This is a genomic window from Pseudomonas sp. NPDC087342 (genome assembly GCF_044744265.1).
GTDB lineage: Bacteria > Pseudomonadota > Gammaproteobacteria > Pseudomonadales > Pseudomonadaceae > Aquipseudomonas > Aquipseudomonas nunensis.
The window spans coordinates 239011-257447 of the sequence record NZ_JBIUXZ010000001.1; the positions used below are offsets into that span (position 1 = coordinate 239011).

Consider the following 18437-nt stretch of genomic DNA (forward strand, 5'->3'; position numbering starts at 1 on the left):
ACATAAAATAATATTTCAAACAAATCCACATTTTCCTGTTTTTCTGTGGCTTCTATTCATGTTTCGTTGACGTTTGCTTTGAAATACGACAAGAAATCTTGCCCGTTGGAAAAAGCTTCTTGTATTTTCGAGCTTTGCTCTTTTAGCTCTGTGCTAGGTTTTGACCAGAGTTTTTCGGGCAGTGGCATAGACCATTCGATTATACTTTGCGGAAAAACCTTCATGCTATATTTAAGATCCCACTCTGCTATCCAGTATGGAATTTTCCACCAAGAAACAACATGTGTGAGTAACCACCAGTGTTTTCCAACTAAACCTCGTGTTCCCGCGTCAATTTCGTCCTGTATTTTTTTGCGTTCTTGTTCGAACGTATGCCGGCCTTCATGAACTGTTTTTTCTGGGCAATGCTCAATGCCATTTTCCATGTAGCTCCGTATAGCCTCCCATTGTCCTAATCCATGGAACGGAGACGGAACAGTATCGTTAATGTAATAGGCTACACCATTGGCTTTATCTTCTATAGCTATTCCGAGGGTGTAGGTTTTAATGACTCCGACTCCAGTTGTGCCTGTTCCTGCCGATAGCCAGGCTATCGTCTCTTCCCAAGGACGAATTATTGGTATGTCTGAGTTTTCTGGGAAGTAGCAAACTTCGCGTCGTTGACGATTAAACCGGACAGGCCTCGTTCTGGATTTTTTAAGAGTAGTGCCGGCAACCACGTAGATAGCAATTAAAATGGTTGCTCCTGTTAGGCCAAGTGCAAGATAAAAAACATAATCAAATATGAGTTCTGCTCTAGACCAGAAGGTCACTCCATATGGGTTTCCCCACGCTGTTGTACCTGCTATAAATGGAGCAAATATGAAAAAGAAAAATGAAATAAACATTGTGTTTGCGATCATTATCCGAGCTTGAAACGCTTTTCCGGAATTACTTGTTCCGATGTCGAGATAAGTGTCATTGATTTCTATGAATTTTCCGCCTAAATCCACCGGCAATTGGCCTGTGGGGACTGGTAATGGTGAAAGAAATAATGCCTCTCCCGTGGGCATTATCCTTGTGTCTCCAGCTTTTGGGCGCTGGCTACTTATGTCGATATCAGCATGTTTGTTCTTGAAAAACATAAAATTTTACCAATGGTGGCAGGAGTTCCGTAAAACTTAAAACCCGGGTTAGTTTTTGTCGCGACCCTCCTCAAAGTCCGTAGAAGGCGGAGCAAATTTTTTTGCAATTACCAAGAATTCGTCAATGCTAGCTCTAGGTAAGTGTATCGGTATGTACAGGTAGTTGTCTTCAATACGCATCTCGGGATTGTAACGGCGCTGAACGGCAACTAAGTTGCGTTTTCTGTCTGTAAGCACCAGGTTTGGGCGGTCCCAAGTAAATCTCAAATTTTTTGTAGGGTTTTTCCAATTTAAAAAATGTATTGCACTAACGATTGAAATTCCTGCTGGCCCAGCTAGCAACCATGCTGCTGATGGGTTGTAGGCAATAAAAATAAAAACCGAAACAATAAATGTTCCGGATAGCCATTTAAATATAGTTACGGCAAGTTGGGGGAGATGAGTCTTATACTCGACATCAATTTCTATGTCGGTGATGACATAGTGGTAGATGTTTTTTTGTCGTATGACTAATGTCCAAAAATACAAAGTCATGCACAGGCATATAATTCCGAAGTGGGCACTTAGAAATGTTGAGCGTTGTTGCATGGGGAGATCTAAGTAAAATATTTCATATATGCCATTTGAGAGCGCAGCCAGTCCAACTAAAGTCAGTGCAATCATGCCTATATCCATGATTGAAGTGTTATGAGGTAACGCTTTTATTGTCCAAGACATCTGGACTTCTCCTGCAATAGGCGCTTCTTCGATGGCGTGTTCATTTGGTGTTGAATTGTTCATTTTGTTTCCTTAAAGCGGCAAAGGCTGACTAACATACATATACCGCTGTAATGTATCCCTGAACGCCAACCATTTCTCACGACTCATTCCCAGCGATTGAATCTGGCCTCCAAGAAATATCTCAAAGTCGCTATAGCGATGGTGTAACCAGACGGTCATGCCGCTATTTCCGTGAGGACCTGGTCGCATTTCCATGGTCGCATCGAACTCATAAAACGGTGCCGTGAAGGCAGGGCGAAAGCGGCGAGCTATGTTGACCATACCTGTTTGCCGATTGAATTCGCTTTCGTCATGTTGGAATACTCGTAGGTAGAGACCAAATAAATAGTCCCAGCCGATCAGCCCCATGAAAAAGGTGAGTGCCATGGCCACGCTTCCTATCAAAAGATTTTCACCATACACAGGATTGCCATAGCCAACGACAGAGGCAGTAGCGAATATTCCAATACCCAAAAACATCTGAGCTAAATATTTTCTATATTTCGGAGTGTCAGACCACATGAGCCATGAATTAATCCCGTTATCACAAGGGTAAAGACGGTCTTTTGTCGCGTGATTGTGAGAAACAAAAAAAACATACAATAAGCGATGCAACAAATAGCTATCCATGACTCTAGATTGTCATTGATGCCACCCCACATTCGCCAGGTTACGCCTAGACAAATTAACGTCGGTGTCAGCATCATAATGATGGGGCCAAGGATGATCTCCCGCAAAGGTTGGTTTAAGGAGCGGATAGTCCATTGCATTAGCACGTCATCATCCTGATTGTTGCTATTCACGTCGTCTTCCAGCTAAAGAAAATAAATCTGTCTGCTTTGCGCTCAACCGCGATGAACTTCATCAAAGTCATCGGCCTTAGGCGTCGCCTGGATGCCTTTGGTTTCCTGCGCGCGGTAGTAAGCTTCGATGCTCAGAGAAGGATCAATGCGAGCCTTGATGATGCAGGGCTGTTTTTGCCAAGGGTATTGCTCCAACTGTTGCGTCAGCTGCTTCAGACCTGTAGCCAACCAACTCTTTTCCGACTGGTCGCGCCAGCGTCGCGGGTTACGGCCTGTTTTGGCGTCGTAGGCGACAGTGACCGGGTCGAGGTGACGACTTTGTTCCAGTACTGGCAGGTCCGGCAACGGTTGCGTGACATCCATATAACGTTGCAGGCAATCCCAGAAGGCCAGTGCATTCACCTGGTCGAGGCCCAAGGCGTGGACCTTGGTGGCCAGACAAATCTTGTTCTCGGTATAGCGGTGGTGCAGCCACAGGGCATAGTCATGGGAACCATAACCGCTGGGCAGTAATTGCAGCACGGGGTCGAACTCTTCAAAAGGCGCAACGAAGAGTCGGCGGAAACGACGCTTGAAGCGAAGCATGCCGTCTATACGGTTGAACTCGCTGCCGTCATAGGTGCTGATTTTGCTGTGGAGCCAGAGTAGAGCGTCTGAACCTATTGTCGCCATGAAGTACAGGAAAGTACCGGCCCATAAAGCAATTTGCATACTGTTATTGCCAAACAGAGAACCTTTAAGCCAAAACACAGTACCGGCACTGACAATGAATCCAGAAATTTGTAAATGGTGGACTTTTTTTCTTCCTGTCATATATAAAGTTAAGGAGGTTAGTATGAAAAAAACAGCGGTAAACGCAATTAATAGTGCGAGTCCGGTATCGGGAGCTCCGTATCCAAGTTCAGGCTTTATTGATCCGTATATCCAGACGGTCCAGGGTACCCATATGAAAGAAATGCATACTATCTTAAGTATGAATAGTAGGTGTGGGATTTTACTTGAGTTTTGAAAGCACCAGCGTCTTGCATCGCAGTACACCACCTCCTTTTTTCCTTGCTCCTGCTGTCGTTGACAAACCGACTGCTCTTCACCTTGTAACTGGTTTGTAATCTCCATCGCCGGTTCCAGATTGGCGAAATGACCAAAGGCGAGATGGGTGTCAAAAGGCCCTGAACGATTGGCATCTTCCGCCCATTTCGGAGGTGGCAACGGTGCATTACTGTTACTGCGATAAGCACTGTCAGCGTACGTGGGATCCGTTAGTACGGTCATACCGAGAACTCAGTGGTTTTGGTTTGCGATAGGCTGGGCTGATATCCCGCTGCAAGCTCTCCGAAGGCCAACGGCAGTGGGCTGAGAAAACCGCGGGACGGATTTTTGAGCTTGCGCAAAAGGGGCGGATTTATTCTTGCGCGATTTCCCGCTAGGAGACTTCTTAGGAAATAAAACTGTCCCTTTTGAGTTTTTACGCTCAACCGCGATGAACATCATCAAAGTCATCGGCCTTCGGTGTCGCCTGGATGCCTTTGGTTTCCTGCGCGCGGTAGTAAGCTTCGATGCTCAGAGAAGGATCAATGCGAGCCTTGATGATGCAGGGCTGTTTTTGCCAAGGGTATTGCTCCAACTGTTGCGTCAGCTGCTTCAGACCTGTAGCCAACCAACCCTTTTCCGACTGGTCGCGCCAGCGTCGCGGGTTACGGCCTGTTTTGGCGTCGTAGGCGACAGTGACCGGGTCGAGGTGACGACTTTGTTCCAGTACTGGCAGGTCCGGCAACGGTTGCGTGACATCCATATAACGTTGCAGGCAATCCCAGAAGGCCAGTGCATTCACCTGGTCGAGGCCCAAGGCGTGGACCTTGGTGGCCAGACAAATCTTGTTCTCGGTATAGCGGTGGTGCAGCCACAGGGCATAGTCATGGGAACCATAACCGCTGGGCAGTAATTGCAGCACGGGGTCGAACTCTTCAAAAGGCGCAACGAAGAGTCGGCGGAAACGCCGCTTGAAGCGAAGCATGCCGTCTATGCGGTTGAACTCGCTGCCGTCGTGGGTGGTGATTTTGCTGTGGAGCCAGAGTAGGGCGTCGAAACCTATGGCTCCCATGAAGTAGAGGAAAGAGCCGATCCATAGGGTGATTTGTATTCCATCATTCCCCCAAAGAGAACTTTTCTGCCAATACACGATACCTGCGCAAATGAAAAAACCTACGATATGCATGTGATGGACCATTTTTCTTCCCGTCATGTAAAGCGTTAGTGAGCCAACTATGAGGGCGGCGGAAATCACAAGAAAGAATAGTAATGATAAGTCTTGTAAGTATTTAGCTGCGTCATGGCCTGGAATAAACGATGCCAAAATCCCTGCCCACGCGATCCAGCCAAAAGGAAAGCTAATCAATTTTAGAATGAAAAGTAAGTGCGGGATTTTGCTTGAGTTTTGAAAGCACCAGCGTCTGGCATCGCAGTACATCTCCTCCTTTTTTCCTTGCTCCTGCTGTCGTTGATAAGCCGACTGCTCTTCATCTTGAAGCTGGGTGGTAACCTCCATCGCTGGTTCTAAGTTGCTGTAGTGACCAAAGGCGAGATGGGTGTCAAAGTTCCCTGAGCGGTTGGCATCTTCCGCCCATTTCGGCGATGGCAAGGGGGCATTACTGTTGTTGCGATAAGCATTGATGGCGTACGAGGTATCCATTTGTACGGTCATACAGAGAATTCAGTGGTTTCGATTAGTAAAAGGCTGCGGCGATATCCCACCGCAAACTCTCCGATGGTAAACGACGGTTGACTGAGGTAACGGCTCAACGGATTTTTGGACTTGCGCAAAAGGGGGGATTTATTCTTGCGCGATTTCCTGCTAGAAGCTCAGAAAATAAATCTGTCCCTAATACGCTAGTGCTCTTACTTCGTATGTTTAATTTAACCACGATGAATATTGTCGTAATCGTCTGCCTTCGGCGTTGAGTGAATGCCTTTCGCCTCTTGAGCGCGATAGTAAGCCTCGACGCTAAGTGTGGGATCGATTCTGGCAATTAAAATGCACGCTTGGCTTTGCCAAGGGTACTGCAAGTTTTTCTGCATCATGGCCGGCCGCTCAGTGCGATCCCAAACTTTATATTTAGTGTCACGCCAACGGCGCAGAGGACGTTTGGACAGCTTATCTTGAGCGTCAGTGGTCGGATCAAGATGACGGAATTGTTCAAGGATTGGTAATTCTGGCAATGGCTGACTTACATCCATATACCGCTGTAATGTATCCCAGAACGCCAAGCATTCTTCACGACTCATTCCCAGCGATTGAATCTTGCCTCCAAGAAATACCTCAAAGTCGCTATAGCGATGGTGCAACCAGACGGTCATGCTGCTATTACCGTGAGGACCTGGCCGCATTTCCATGGTCGCATCGAACTCATAAAACGGTGCCGTGAAAGCAGGGCGAAAGCGGCGAGCTACTTTGACCATACCTGTTTGCCGATTGAATTCGCTTCCATCATGTTGGAATACTCGTAGGTAGAGACCAAACAAATAATCCCAGCCGATCAGTCCCATGAAAACGGTGAGCGCCATGGCCACGCTTCCTATCAAAAGATTTTCACCATAAACAGGATTGCCATAGTCAACGACAGAGGCTGTAGCGCATATTCCAATACCCAAAAACATCTGAGCTAAATATTTTTTATATTTCGGGCTGTCAGACCACATGAACCATGAACTAAATCCCATCATCACAAGGGCCAGTAAAGGGATGGTCGAAGCGATCGCCATAGAAAGATAGGTGCTCTGGTTTTTCATTATGCTATCTAGAGGGGCTGAAATTGCCCCTGACATAACCAAAGTCCAGATGATCCAAGGTATAAAGGCAATGCAACTCCACTTTAGAAACGGAATTAGTATTTGAATTTTGTTTGTGGTGTCAAAGCGCCAGCCTTGATTGCTTATGTAAAGGTCTGTGTTGCAATTGGTTGTTGGATCATTATCAACACCCGCTTGTAGTTGTGCACCTATGTCCTGCCAAGGCTCACGATTAGCGTAGTTCCCCCAATGAAGTGCTGTCCGAAATAATCCAGAGCGCCTCGAGTCGTTAGGCCATTTGTGAGAAGGCAAGGTGGGAATAGCGCGACTATTGAAAGCCGCAATACCGTATTGCACTGTTTCAGATGCTAAAGTGTTCATATTTTTGAAAAATCCCTCTGCTCTATCAACCAATAGGGTACTTCATTGGGCCCATCGCTGTCTGTTGGCTGAGGACCTGGGTATGGCACCCATGTGTTGGGCTTCGGTTGCGGCAGAGCGATATTGCGGTATTCAGGAAATGGATCTCCTACGAGGCATTGACGTTGTCCAAGTTCAAATTGGCCATAGACTTTTAGGCTGTACTCACAAGCAGTAAGGAGTCGTCTTGAATCGTTTGCGTCTATTACTAGGTGCTGATTGGCCAGTATGTAAAGTGCGCGTGAACCATCCAGAACCACAGCTCCCAATTTTTCTCGGGTGATTTCCACTGGAGGTTGATAGTGCCATCCGGTGAGGTTTTGTCGCGTTTTTACAATTTCTTTGGCCTTGATATTAAATGTTAGTCCATTTTCGAAATGGCCAAGTAGAGGGGTTTGTAGTTCAACAGCCCAGTCGTATGGGCTAAGTTTTACATTGCTTTCATTAGCTGCGCAGATAACTTTTTCATTATTTTCTTTGGATGCTGTCTGTTGCCAATCATACAGCCGGGTGATCTTAAATCGCGGCGCCCCCAAAATCCCCAACAACTGCTGGTAGGCAATTAATGGGTTATCTAAGTGGGTAAGTCGATTGCTGTCGCCAAACGGCCCCTGTTTCACGACTTGCTCAACTGGGCTATTGGCGAGCAAGGCGCTGCCTATTAACCCCGCCACAAAAAGGACCACGCCTATTCCTAATATCCATGGGCTGGCTAGCAATCCAATTGAATAAAGTGTCCATATGCCAGACCCGAGTGCCGCTAATCCGTAGGCCATGGCTACTTCATTTTCACCTTGCTGGATTGAACGACCCGCATCCCATATAAATAGCGCAGTAGTCGCTGCGACTGCCACGGCTGAGCCGATACGTGTCCAGTTGAGCCATGTGCTTCCTGTTCTTTTAAAGAGGTTTTCTCCAAAACTCCCCTTCCAGTTTTTTGTATCAAATCTACCCTCTTCCCAAAATGCAAGCCAAGGTGAGTTTTTTGCATTCGAGTTAGCTAAGATCTTCAAAGCCACATTGTTAGCGGCTAAACCAAGATCAGCAGAAGCCGCAAGTAAACCCGCTCCAAATCTAGCGCGCTCACCATTGTCATAAAGGGATTTTGCACCCACTGTATTCGCGTATAAACTAAACGCTGCAAAGGCCGTCGCTATTCCAGGTAAGGCAATGTTACCGCTTAATTTTTCGGCTGATGACATACTAGGCATAGCCATGCGCCAGCGCATATATTCCTGAACGACGGGGTCGTTTGCGGGACCAGCCACCACCATTACGTAGCCCAACTCTTTTTTCGCGAAGGCGAGGCGTTCCGCTACCTTGCCGCTAGTTGTCCCAACAACTTTGCCGTTTTTTCCTTCTAAATTTGCGACAAGGAAATTTTTGCGCGTGAACGTAGTTCGTTCATCGGGAGAGATGCCGAAACTCAATCCCGCACCATGGATACCCAAGACGACTAAATCTTTACCCAAGGCTTCGCCTTGAGTGATTAGTTTCAGATTTTTCGCTTTGCTGGTAAGTTTGTTGGCAAACGTAAAACTAGGGCCGAATACTCTGACCATTTCTACTTGGGTAACATTATTGCTTTCGGCTACTTGTTTTGCCACCGTTGCAGTCGCGTGAGCGATGTGGGCGGCCACTTCATCTATTGCGAGTGATACGTTCTGGCCGATATATAAATTGCTAAACAACGATAGTGAACTCAACCCAAGATTTTCTGGGGCTGCGTTTTTGCCACTACTTTGAAATACAGCGAGTCTGTTCGCCGTTGCTGGTAGTTCCCCGTTGGTGGGCGGAAGCAGATCCTTTGTTAAGGCATGAGTGGCAGCAGCCAACTCTTTACTTAACTTGAATACTGCCGCGCTCACCTTGCTATCTTCCGGCTCTATACACCGAGGATCAGATTTTTTTGCAGAGCGACCCAACAACTCCAGCAATTCCACCAATAGAGCATAGGGTTCGAGCAGTCGTTCATCCTTGCTGTAGGTGTAATCATTCCAGATGGGCGGCAAGCTTTTTGTTACCAAATCGAGCATGCGTTCTTGCTGAATATAGATAATCTCGCGAGCTTTTTCGCGCTCTAGATGAAGAGTGGTTTTTTTCAGCCCTTCTTGATCTATGTGCGGGAGTAAGTCTTTCAAACTACCCGCAGGCGACAGTGCTTCTTGATACAAAAGCTCGGCGTAGTGACCAAAGGGTTGGTAGGGCACCAGTGCGTTGAGTGTTTGAAGCAGTTCGACGGCCAGTCTCGACTGAGCAACAGCATGACGGAACGTAAACAAAGGGTCGTCGACTATGAACCCTACCAAGTGAGGGTAATCGCGAATCTGATATTCGTTAAGCAAGTCTTTGCTTTCAGGTAAAGCACCAGGAGGCGAAGGTGGGCTAGTACTGAGATGCCCGGCGAGCTCTTGGTGATATTTTTCCAATAGTTTGATGATTGCTGTTTCTGGCAGAGTCTTCAAATCGGGAGTAAACAGGCTGGGATCTTCCAGCAGGGTTTCTGCGTGCAGTTCACGCGCCCGCAACCCCTTGACCAGACCCTTTACAGGCGTCGCCGGATAAATCAACGAAGCCTTCCAGTGCTGCGTTTCACCCGCAGTCGCCGCCCAGGCTGGCGCCATGTTTTGACTGCGTGCCTTGATCCGTCCCGCGTCCTTTTCGAGCCACTCGATGTATTCCCAGGTCCACGGCAATTCGCTGTAGGCCATGCTCAGTTGGTCGCCAACAAATCGACCCTGTAGAAACATCGGAACCAGAATCAGATATTGTTTGACGCACACTGGTTCGCGTTTGTCTGCATTGCCTTTTTTCTCGGCAATCTTGCGCCAGTGGGCGACGTCGACTTCGAACAGCTGACCTTTACCGTCGGTTTCCAGTTCTCGCCACAGCTTGTTTTTCAGGAACACATAGATGCGGCCAGGGCGCGGTAACGCGCCTTGTAACGTTTCATTGAGTTTGTCATGCCCCGGCAGCCGCGCCAGCGGGGTCACCGCCAACAACGTGTTGTGCTGGTACTTTTCTTCTTCTTGAGTGGTCTTGGCATCGACCATGATTGGAATCTGCAGTTTGCCGCCATCGGTACGTTCTACGTTCAGCGCCAATCGCGACTTCTGCTCATTCTCGTATTCGGTTTTCTTGCGAGTCCCTTCGCTGATGGGCTTGTCGTTAAAACTGCTCATGCCTTGCCCTCCGGGCCCAGTAGTTGCAATTGGCTGCCCAGTTCAGGGTCACCCCAGACATCAACGATAAGAGCCTCTGGGCCTTTTTCGCTTGGGGTTTTTCTCGGTGCGGCATTGTTTACCGGCGCATTGCCCAGCGTCTGTCCGACGGGCGCAGTGTCTGCAGGTTTAGGGGGTACCGGTAGAATCGGTGCCGCTCCCGTGCCGTTCCCCGCGCTGCCGCCAGAGTTCATGTTGATCACCGGCCCGCTCAGCGTTACACCCCCGGCATCGATCTTTATGAAGCTACCGCCGCCAATAAGGGTCAATTCGCTGCCGGCTTCAAGTACAACCTTAATGCCGCTGTCGAGATGAATCTCCTGGCCCGCCTCAATAAACTGCCCAGTACCAATCTTGATGTGCTGGTTAACCCCCACAGTCAAATGATCATTCGCCTGCGTCTCAACCTTCCGGTCCGCATAAACCGTGTGATGTTCCTCTGCCTTGAACTCCGTATAGCTGTTCTTCTCAACAGTATCGTGCCGTTCATTCCCGACCCGAATCTTCTGGTCGTGCTCTACGTTTTCATCCCAATCCCGCTGGGCGTGCAGGAAGATTTGTTCCTGACCTTTCTTATCCTCGATGCGCAGTTCGTTGTAACCGCCACCACCGGGGGAGCTCAGGGTTTTGAAGGTGCTGCGGGTTTTGTTTGCCGGTAACTCGTAGGGGACGACGTTTTCCTTGTGATACAGGCAGCCGCTGATCAGCGGTTGATCCGGGTCGCCTTCAAGGAAGGTCACCAGCACTTCCATACCGATGCGCGGGATGGCGATGCCGCCGTAGTGTGCGCCGGCCCAGGCAGAGGAGACGCGTAGCCAGCAGCTGGTTTTGTCGTCGGCCTGGCCTTCGCGGTCCCAGTGGAACTGGACTTTGACGCGGCCGTATTGGTCGCAGTGGATCTCTTCACCTTTTGGCCCGGTGACGACGGCGCTCTGGCTGCCGAGGATCCGTGGTTTGGGGTGGTTCAGCGGTGGGCGGTTCGGCACGTCCCACGGGGTGGCCTGGAAACGGTTGCGATAGCCTTGATGGAAGTCGTCCTTCAACGCTGTGGTGTTGCTGGTGACCGACTCTTCCAGCACTTGCGGCTGTTTGCCTTCGTGGAGGACTTCGGTCAGTAGCCACAGGTCGTTCCACTTGGCTTTCGGGTGTTGGGTCAGGGCCAGGAAGTGGCCGCTGACGAGAATCGGTTGATCGCTGCGGCCTTCGGCGAGCTGGAAGTCGCTGCGGTGGCGTTCGAGGGCGCGTTTGGCCAGGTGTTTGCCGCGCTCGCGGTCGATGAAGCGACCGGGGTAGTCGTAGTCTTCGAGGTCGGGCAGGGCGTCGCCACGGTTTTCGCTTTCCAGCGTCATGCGCGGTTTTTCGAAGTCGTAGTCGCGGCGGGTGGTGCGGCTGGTGCGGGTTTCCAGGCGCAGGTCGAAGCGCTTGATCACCGGGTCGGTGGCGACCATGCCGGAGTCTTGCTGGTAGGCCACGGGCGCGAGTTTCGGGAACACCGTCTGGTCATCGCCGAACACAAGCTTGTGGGCCGTGGCGCTGTGCTGGAAGTGGTAGTGAATACCTTCTTCCTCGCACAGGCGCTGGATGAATTGCAGGTCCGATTCATCGTACTGAACGCAGTAGATGCGCTCGGGATAAATCGCCCCTACCTTGAATTCGTAGGCGTTGCCTTGGATGCCGTGCTCTTCGAGGACCATGCCGACGATTTTCGGCACTGTAAGGTTCTGGAAGATGCGTTGGTTGATGCGGTGCGCCAGGTAAGACAGTTGCGGGCGCAGGGTTACCGCGTAGCGGGTCAGGCGTTTGCCGGAATCACCCTGGGCTGCGCGATAGATCTGGCCGTGGATGCCGCTGCCGTCAGGCGAGAGCTGCAGGAAGGCCGGTTTGTGCAGCAGGGTTTCGAGGTCCAGAGACGGCTTCTCGCTGACCAGCTCCACCTCAAACACAAAAGGCTGGCTGATGGCTTCCCGACCTTGCAGGGCAAGCACCTGGAGGTCGTTATCCAGACCTTCGATAGTCAGGGCAAAGTGAGTCTGATTGGCCGGCGCGAACATCCCTTGTTCCTCGTGCAGTGCTGCGGCGTAAACCAATACCCGATCAAAGGATCAGCAGACGCGAAATTCTGGAAAGGCGTAAACAACATCGACCAGCAGAGCTGGCCGATGCGTGAAGCGGTCAGCCGCGATTAAGCGACTGGTTGACGCCAGTCATCGGAACCCGAAGTACCGGATACTTCGTGGGTCCAGGTGATTTTACGGTAGGTGAACTGCACTTCTTCCAGGTGGGTGAAGTGGGAGTTCGACGGATCCTGGCAGTTGTGCATTTTGTTGTTGATGGCGACGATGATCGCGTCTTCCAGTTTGGTGGTGTAGTAGTGCTCTTGGGTCCCTTGGGCCGAAGTGCGGTACCACTGGATAACGATTTCGCTCATGCGCTCGCCGGAGGTCAGAGCTGCTTGCAGCAGTGGCGAAGCCTTGTCGTAGACCTTGGTGATCACAACTGGCTTGTGAACGCGCTGACCGGTCGGTTGGCCGGACTGTGGGTCACGCGGGATGATCACGTCGTGGCTGAAAGCCTGAACCATGACTTGGTCTTCGTGACCTTCTTGATAAGTGTTGCCAACCGAGTCGGCGGTGAATGCGCCGGCAGTGATCAGACCTTGTTTCTCGCCAGTTACGGACATGTACGCTGGAGTAGCCATGGATGTGCTCCTTGCTGAAAATTTAGGGTGCCCGGGAGGCGGTATCGCCCGGTGGGTGCCTGACTGTTATCAAGGTCCGTGCCAGAAAAGGTGAAGGCCAGGCAAACCGGGGGGATGGCGGAGGATTTTCAAGCACTTGGACGAACATTGAGTGAAATCCCCTGACAAAGTGCGCAAGAAGTTGCGCAGTACTGCGCAACTTCTTGCGCACTCGGCTGCAGCCCCCGGCAGGTCTGGCGCTTAGCGATATTGGAGCGTCTTTTCGCGGAACAAGTGCGCAACTTCTTGCGCATCAAGGCCATGCGCCATCATTAGAGCCTGGCGCCGATCTGCTCGACAAATTGTGCGATCGCGGTTTCGTTGCGTCGGTAATACGTCCAGGGTCCGATCCGTTGCGAGGTCACCAGGTTGGCCCGTTGCAGGGCGGTGAGGTACAGCGATACGGTGGACTGCGACAGGCCGACCTTTTCCTGAATGATGCTGACGCACACGCCGATTTCTTCCGGGTCGCGTTCCTGGGAGGGGAAGTGCACGCGCGGCGCCTTCAACCACAGCATGATTTGCAGGCGCGTGGGGTTGGAAAGGGCTTTGATGATGTCGTTCAGATCAAGAGTCATGGTCGAGCCTGGGGGCCTGTGTGCTGCGTCGAAATAAGCCGAAACCCTGAGGCCGGCAGATCGGCGCCTTGGGTCAAGGGGCCGATCTGCCGCGCAGTTTACAGACTCGGCTGGTAGCGCGGGTAATCGCTGTAACCGGCGGCGGTTCCACCGTACAGGCTGGACGCATCGAGCTCATTGAGCGGCCACTGATTCAGCAGACGTGCCGGCAAGTCCGGGTTGGCGATAAACCAGCGGCCGAACCCGATCAAGTCGCCCCAATCGGCGTTCAGTACCTTGTCGGCGCGTTCGCTGGAGTACTTGCCGGCATACATCAGTAATCCGCTGAAGGCCTCACGCACAGCTTGGCGGAAGGTGATCGGCAGTTCCGGGGCGTTGTCCCAGTCGGCTTCGGCCAGAGACACGTAGGCAACGCCGATCTGTTCCATCAATCTGACGGCTTCCAGGTAAGTTTCGTGCGGATTCTCTTCCACCAATCCGAGGTATACCCGCGCTTCATCGGTGCTGGCGAACAACGGAGCAAATCGCACACCGACCCGATCCTTGCCGACCACTGCGGCCACGGCTTCCGTGATCTCGCGCAGAAAGCGCAGGCGATTGCTCAACGAGCCGCCATATTCGTCAGTGCGCTGGTTGCTGTGGGCGGAGATGAACTGGTTGACCAGATAACCGTTGGCGCAATGCAATTCAACGCCATCGAAACCGGCCTCCACGGCATTGCGTGCCGCTTGAGCGTAAAGCTGCACGAGTTCCTTGACCTGTTCGGTGCTCAGCGCCTGAGGCATGGACGGCTCGGCCAGGGCACCGGTGCCCGGGCCGGTTTCGATAAACACACTCACCGCCGTCGCCGGGATCGCAGAAGGCGCGACCGGTGCCGCGCCATTCGGCTGCAGCGAGGTGTGGGAGACCCGACCGACATGCCACAACTGGGCAAAAATCGGCTTGCCTTCCAGGTGCACGGCAGTCGTCACGTGTTTCCAGCCGTCAATCTGTTCCTGAGTGTGAATCCCCGGCGTCCAGGCATAGCCCTGGCCGCGCGGTTCGATCTGAATCCCTTCGGTGATCAGCAAACCGGCACTGCTGCGTTGACGGTAATACTCGGCCATCAGGGCATTGGGGATGTTGCCGGGCTGAGTGCTGCGTGAGCGGGTCAACGGCGGCAGCACCAGGCGATTTTGCAGGGTGAACGGGCCTAGACGGATAGGCGTGAAGAGCGTGGAACCGGTCATCGGTAAGTCCTGTAAAGCGGAATGAGTGCGTTCGTGCGCCGTCAGCCGTGGCTGAACCGGGTGCGCTGTGAACGCCTTTATAGAAGTATCACGATATTGCGATATATCAATATCTAAATTTAAACTGCCTCCGTATCATCCGGTCTCACCGCCCATAGATGAGTGAAACGATCCGAGCAACCGGGTGGTCAATCACTCTGTACCCAAGCGCCGTCGAGCGTCCGACTATTCCTGGAATCAAGTGAGAACGACATGAAAATCCTGATGGTTCTAACGTCCCACGATCAATTGGGAAACACGGGTAAGAAAACCGGCTTCTGGCTGGAAGAATTCGCCGCGCCGTATTACACGTTCAAGGACGCCGGCGCTCAGTTGACCCTCGCATCCCCCAAGGGAGGCCAGCCACCGCTGGACCCGAAAAGCGACGAACCGGACGCGCAAACCGCCGCTACCGACCGCTTCCGCAAAGACTCGGCGGCGCAATCTTCATTGTCGTCCACGGTAGTGTTGAGCAGCGTGAAGGCTGAGGATTTCGACGCCGTGTTCTACCCCGGCGGCCATGGTCCGCTCTGGGACTTGGCGGAAGACAAGCATTCCATCGCGTTGATCGAAGCGCTGTACAAGGCCGGCAAACCGGTCGCCACGGTCTGCCATGCACCGGGTGTGTTGCGCCATGTGAAAGATGCGCAAGGTCAGCCGTTGGTCAAAGGCAAACGTGTGACCGGGTTCAGCAACAGTGAAGAAGAGGCGGTGCAGCTGACTGATGTGGTGCCGTTTTTGGTCGAGGATGTGTTGAAGGCCAACGGCGGGATTTATTCGAAGGGCGAGGATTGGGCGAGCTATGTGACGACAGATGGGTTGTTGTTGAGTGGGCAGAATCCGGCCTCTTCGGAGGCGACGGCTGAGGCGTTGTTGGCGAAGTTGTCGTAGTCGCTTTTCTGTGGCGAGGGGGCTTGCCCCCGTTCGGCTGCGAAGCAGTCGCAATTCAGGCAATTGGGTACGTCTGGAAGGACGCTGGGGCCGCTTCGCGACCTAGCGGGGGCAAGCCCCCTCGCCACAATAATAAGTGTCCACTAGATCAGGCCAGATTCGCTAATCCCAATGCCTTGCCGCACTCATCAATCGAGCGCTGCTGCGTCTCGGCATACAACCCCAACTCATCAATCGTCCGACGTCCCAGCGCTTGCTCGAACGCCTGCTGGTTTGAATGCACGCCGTAATGGGTTTGCGCCGCATCCCCCAGGTTCGACTGGAAAATCCCTGCCGCGCTGACCGGCAAGAAGTCCTCATACACCAAGGGCTCAACCCGCACATAGCCGCCGCTGAGCAAGTCGTCCAGCGTCACGCCGTCCAACCCATCAGCGGCCGAGCCTTTTTCCGTCACGAAGTAGCGAAAGTACGCCAGTTCCTGTCGGCGCATGCCCTCAAGCGTGTCAGGGAATTCGCCAAAGTGTTGCGCCATCAACTGGTTGTAACGCGCGGCATTGGCTTCGTTCGGGAAGTCCTTGAGTTCATCGCGAGCGGCATTCAGCAGGCGATCGTAAAGCGCTCGACCTTTGGGCGTGAGTGCTGCGCCGCGTTGTTCGATTTCGCCGAAACGCGCGCTGTGGCTGCCGCGTGTCTGGTCTTGATCGGTGAAGGCAATCGGCTCGTCCAGCGCTTTGAAACTGGTCTGGCGCAGCAGGATCGGGCATTGACGGCGCGGTGGGCCTTCGATCACGGCTTTGGGGGTGATGCCGTGGGCTGGCATTTGTGCCTGGACGATATCGATGTCCAGGGTGCGCGGGGTCAGGTGATTGATGTGCGGGCCTTTGAACGCCACCACGTCGGCGATCAGTCGGTGCTGGGCGCTGAGTTGCTGGTATTGCGCGGCGGTGACGGTGGCGCTGTGGTGCCAGCGAAAGGTTTCCAGCGCCTGCTCGACGAATTCCCAGGCTTGCTTTTCCGTCAGCCCACCCTGGGTTTCGGCTTGTTCGATCAGCGTCAACGCCTCGGGGGTGAAGATCGAGCGTTTATCCAGCACCGATTGAGCGAAGGCGCGCAGATCCAGGTTTTCGATCAGTTCCAGGCGCAGCAATGAGGTGAACACCCGGAACGGGCTGACCTGCAACGCCGATTCGTGCACCGCGCGAAACGCCGTGGAATGCACTGGCACGCCGGCCGGGGTCAGGTCGTAATAACCCACCGGTTGCATGCCCATCACCGCGAACAGCCGGGCGAGGGTCGCCAGTTCTGCGGCGGTGCCGACGCGGATGGCGCCGTGGCGTTCCAGGTCCAGGCGCTGGATTTCGCCGGTGCTTTCGAGCTGCCGGGCGATCTGTGGATCGTTGGCCAATACGTCGCGGTTGGTCTGCTCCACCAGTTCCATCAGCGCGCCGTACAGCGGCACTTCTTCGCGGTACATGTCGGACATCGCTTTGGAGAAGCGTTGGCGGATCAGGTCGGGGCTGACGAAGCTCGGGTGGCTCATGAAAAAAATTCCTGGCGCGGTGACAGAGAGGATGGGGGAAAAGATCGCAGCCTTCAGCGGCGGCGACAAACGAAGATTCCTACGAACTTCATTCTCCCAGCGACTGGTCCACCAGTTCGATCCAGTGCCGCACCTGAGTTCGCCCGGCGCTGGCGAGGTGACTCTGGCAGCCAATGTTCGCGGTGACGATCAATTCAGGCTGGCCGCTTTCCAGGGCGTTGAGCTTGTTGTCTCGCAGTTGCCGGGCCAGTTCCGGTTGGGTCAGGGAGTACGTACCGGCCGAACCACAACATAAATGACTGTCGGGAACCGCCGTCAGGTTGAAGCCCAACCGGGTGAGGACAGCCTCCACCGCTCCGCCGAGTTTCTGTGCGTGCTGCAACGTGCAGGGGCAGTGGAAGGCAATCTTGCGATCCGTCGCGGCGCACACCCGTTCCAGTGGCTCATCGGCCAGCACTTGCACCAGATCCAGCGCCAGTGCGCTGACTCGCTGAGCCTTGGCCGCGTAAAGCGGATCACCCTCCAGCAAATGCGCGTAATCCTTGATGAACGCGCCGCAACCGCTGGCCGTCTGGACGATGGCTTCGGCGCCATTTTCCAGGTGCGGCCACCAGGCGTCGATATTGTGCCGGGCGCGCTCCAGCCCTTTGGCCTGGGCGTCGAGGTGATAATCCAGCGCACCGCAACAACCGGCCTGCGGCGCCGGGATGACGCTGATCCCCAACCGATCCAGCACCCGCGCCGTGGCGGCATTGGTGTTGGGCGACAAACCGGGTTGCACGCAGCCTTCGAGCATCAACACCCGACGCGCATGTCGAGGGGCAGGGCGCTCGCCAGTGTCAGGCAGGTTGTGGGGCAGTTTCGCTTCGACACTGCGCGGCAACAATGGACGGAATGTCGCGCCGATCCGCAGCAGCGACTTGAACAGGTTCGGGTTCGGCGCCAAGGCCCGCAGGCCCTCGCGCAACAAGCGCTGCCCCGCCGGACGCGGCACCGCCTGATCGACCACCGCACGGCCAATGTCGAACAGGTTGTGATAATCGACCCCGGACGGGCAGGTGGTTTCGCAGTTGCGGCACGACAGGCAACGGTCCAGGTGCAGTTGGGTTTTCACTGTGGCAGGCGCACCTTCCAGCACCTGCTTGATCAGATAGATGCGCCCGCGCGGGCCGTCCAGCTCATCCCCCAGCAATTGATAGGTCGGGCAAGTGGCGTTGCAGAATCCGCAATGCACGCAGGTGCGCAGGATCTTTTCCGCTTCCTCGGCTCGAGGCAGTTTGCGTGATTGTTCGCTGAGGGTGGTTTGCATG

At 53.2% G+C, this 18437-nt stretch carries 14 protein-coding genes; 1 reads left to right on the plus strand and 13 read right to left on the minus strand.

The window, feature by feature from the left end:
- Positions 1 to 56: 56 nt before the first annotated feature.
- The 11 genes from ACIOYV_RS01120 to ACIOYV_RS01170 all read right to left on the minus strand — a co-directional run bounded on the left by ACIOYV_RS01120 (position 57) and on the right by ACIOYV_RS01170 (position 14657).
- A complete protein-coding gene (locus ACIOYV_RS01120; RefSeq protein ID WP_401320099.1) occupies positions 57 to 1124 on the minus strand; it encodes a DUF6708 domain-containing protein in 1068 nt (355 codons plus the stop codon).
- A gap of 48 nt (positions 1125 to 1172) precedes the next feature.
- Positions 1173 to 1904 (minus strand): hypothetical protein, encoded by a 732-nt coding sequence (locus ACIOYV_RS01125; RefSeq protein WP_401320101.1) that lies wholly within the window; start codon positions 1902 to 1904, stop codon positions 1173 to 1175.
- 9 nt (positions 1905 to 1913) lie between these two features.
- A complete protein-coding gene (locus ACIOYV_RS01130; RefSeq protein ID WP_401320103.1) occupies positions 1914 to 2513 on the minus strand; it encodes a hypothetical protein in 600 nt (199 codons plus the stop codon).
- 215 nt (positions 2514 to 2728) lie between these two features.
- Positions 2729 to 3358 carry a hypothetical protein gene (locus ACIOYV_RS01135; protein ID WP_401322544.1) on the minus strand — a complete coding sequence of 210 codons (630 nt, stop codon included), beginning with the start codon at positions 3356 to 3358 and terminating at the stop codon, positions 2729 to 2731.
- Positions 3359 to 4157: 799 nt separating this feature from the next.
- Positions 4158 to 4787 (minus strand): hypothetical protein, encoded by a 630-nt coding sequence (locus ACIOYV_RS01140; protein ID WP_401322546.1) that lies wholly within the window; start codon positions 4785 to 4787, stop codon positions 4158 to 4160.
- An 812-nt stretch (positions 4788 to 5599) separates the two neighbouring features.
- Complete coding sequence (locus ACIOYV_RS01145; RefSeq protein WP_401320105.1) at positions 5600 to 6853, minus strand: hypothetical protein; 1254 nt, start codon at positions 6851 to 6853, stop codon at positions 5600 to 5602.
- The gene (locus ACIOYV_RS01150) at positions 6850 to 10074 is read right to left on the minus strand and encodes a hypothetical protein (RefSeq protein WP_401320107.1); all 3225 of its coding nucleotides are present in this window, start codon (positions 10072 to 10074) and stop codon (positions 6850 to 6852) included. The genes ACIOYV_RS01145 and ACIOYV_RS01150 overlap by 4 nt, the downstream gene beginning before the upstream one ends.
- Positions 10071 to 12164, minus strand: a complete 2094-nt coding sequence (gene tssI / locus ACIOYV_RS01155; RefSeq protein WP_401320109.1) for a type VI secretion system tip protein TssI/VgrG — start codon at positions 12162 to 12164, stop codon at positions 10071 to 10073. The genes ACIOYV_RS01150 and tssI overlap by 4 nt, the downstream gene beginning before the upstream one ends.
- A 131-nt stretch (positions 12165 to 12295) precedes the next feature.
- Entirely contained in the window at positions 12296 to 12811 is a 516-nt protein-coding gene (locus ACIOYV_RS01160; protein WP_054051032.1) for an Hcp family type VI secretion system effector, read from the minus strand.
- 311 nt (positions 12812 to 13122) lie between these two features.
- Positions 13123 to 13428: an ArsR/SmtB family transcription factor gene (locus ACIOYV_RS01165; protein WP_401320111.1), complete on the minus strand. Its 306-nt coding sequence runs from the start codon at positions 13426 to 13428 to the stop codon at positions 13123 to 13125.
- Positions 13429 to 13526: 98 nt separating this feature from the next.
- Positions 13527 to 14657 carry an alkene reductase gene (locus tag ACIOYV_RS01170; RefSeq protein ID WP_401320113.1) on the minus strand — a complete coding sequence of 377 codons (1131 nt, stop codon included), beginning with the start codon at positions 14655 to 14657 and terminating at the stop codon, positions 13527 to 13529.
- 252 nt (positions 14658 to 14909) lie between these two features.
- Between ACIOYV_RS01170 and ACIOYV_RS01175 the strand changes: the two genes are divergently transcribed.
- A complete protein-coding gene (locus ACIOYV_RS01175; protein WP_401320116.1) occupies positions 14910 to 15587 on the plus strand; it encodes a type 1 glutamine amidotransferase domain-containing protein in 678 nt (225 codons plus the stop codon).
- Positions 15588 to 15735: 148 nt separating this feature from the next.
- Here ACIOYV_RS01175 and ACIOYV_RS01180 read toward each other — a convergent pair whose 3' ends face one another.
- Both ACIOYV_RS01180 and glcF read right to left on the minus strand, forming a co-directional pair.
- Positions 15736 to 17127: a VOC family protein gene (locus ACIOYV_RS01180; RefSeq protein ID WP_401320118.1), complete on the minus strand. Its 1392-nt coding sequence runs from the start codon at positions 17125 to 17127 to the stop codon at positions 15736 to 15738.
- Between the two features lie 88 nt (positions 17128 to 17215).
- Positions 17216 to 18436, minus strand: coding sequence for a glycolate oxidase subunit GlcF (gene glcF / locus ACIOYV_RS01185; RefSeq protein ID WP_401320121.1), 1221 nt, complete (start codon positions 18434 to 18436; stop codon positions 17216 to 17218).
- Position 18437: the final 1 nt, after the last annotated feature.